The organism is Nostoc sp. T09, assembly GCF_002154695.1.
Taxonomy (GTDB): domain Bacteria; phylum Cyanobacteriota; class Cyanobacteriia; order Cyanobacteriales; family Nostocaceae; genus Aulosira.
In genome coordinates this window covers 1-1,309 of record NZ_MTAV01000138.1, presented here as the reverse complement: position 1 = coordinate 1,309, position 1,309 = coordinate 1, and the positions used below count along the sequence as shown (strand labels likewise).

Genomic DNA, 1,309 nt, shown 5'->3' with positions numbered 1-1,309 from the left:
CAGGACTTACGCAACTGTCACAAGCAATGGCGCGGCTACACCGCGCCGAGCGCCAAGCAGCTATGCGATAAACATGGGAACAGTAGGACGTTTTAGTTGCTCAACTAAATAATTTGATAACAACCCATGCTTAATTTGATAGATTGTTTGACCAGTTTTATAAGCTAAATTTTTAAGTCGAAGCCAGACTAAAATAGCGCAAGCAATATGATTTCTTTGAATACGTCCCTTACGGCATTGACATGATTCAATGCCAGTCAATTGCTTTATTTCGCGGTGAAACTCCTCAATTTTCCATCGAACCTTACACACTTTTTGTACAACGTCCGTAGAATCTTGAGAGAAATCGTTTGTAGCAATAAAATCCGTTCTGTCGGTTGAAACAGTTACCCGGAAGAGTTTCACTTTTTTAGCAGATGGGAACTTTTTTATTTTAATTATTTTACCTGATTTCAGCTCCTTTTCATTCCAAGATAACAATTCAATTCTTTTATAATCCTCAAGACCAGCTGTATCATCAACAAGTCGATTACGTTTCAGTGGACAATAATAATATTTTCCTAACCCATCAATGTATAACATTAATTTATTTGTTGCATACCAACTGTCCATCAAGACAGCTTGGAATGGTAAAACCTTATGATAAACAAGGTTTTGCAGCATTTCTGTCACATGGTCTATTTTAGTTTTCCCATCTCTGTCTGGGTCATAAATCCGATAGTCAACTACCCAAAATTTCCCGATTTTATGATTGACATATATACAATTTATTAAGCCAATTCCTTGGATAACTCTATGCTCGTTGCCACTATATTGCCGTTTAGTTATTTCTATTTCTACAGCATATCGTTTATCAATTACTGTATCATCAAAAACTATATAGGCATCATCACTCAGTTGGATGATATCTTTAACATTATCCCAAAGCAAACGTGGTGTTAACTTTTCATTCTTGAGATAGCGGTTAATTTTATCATGACTAATCTGCTCTAAGTGTTCTGCCAAATTTGTCACGGTATAATTAATTTGACTACTTAACAAATACTGGCAATAGTTAAGCTTAGTAAATCTCATAAACTAGAGAATTTATTTTATGCATCCTCAACTAATTTTCTCATGATTTAAAGAAGACTTTACACACCGATTACTATTACTAATTTTACCAAGCCCCTCTTGATCAGCCACGCTTTAATAGTACTTAAATACTATATAAATGCGATCGCCCTGTGCCAGTTGCGTGTGGTGTCAATCATGCAATACATATGTACTGAAATTTAGCGATCGCCTGTGCCAGTTGCGTAAGTCCTGA

At 35.8% G+C, this 1,309-nt stretch carries 1 protein-coding gene; it reads right to left on the bottom strand.

Translation table 11 applies throughout. The features are described 5' to 3' along the window. Positions 1–60: 60 nt before the first annotated feature. Positions 61–1,074, bottom strand: coding sequence for a transposase (locus tag BV372_RS25730; RefSeq protein WP_086689336.1), 1,014 nt, complete (start codon positions 1,072–1,074; stop codon positions 61–63). Positions 1,075–1,309: the final 235 nt, after the last annotated feature.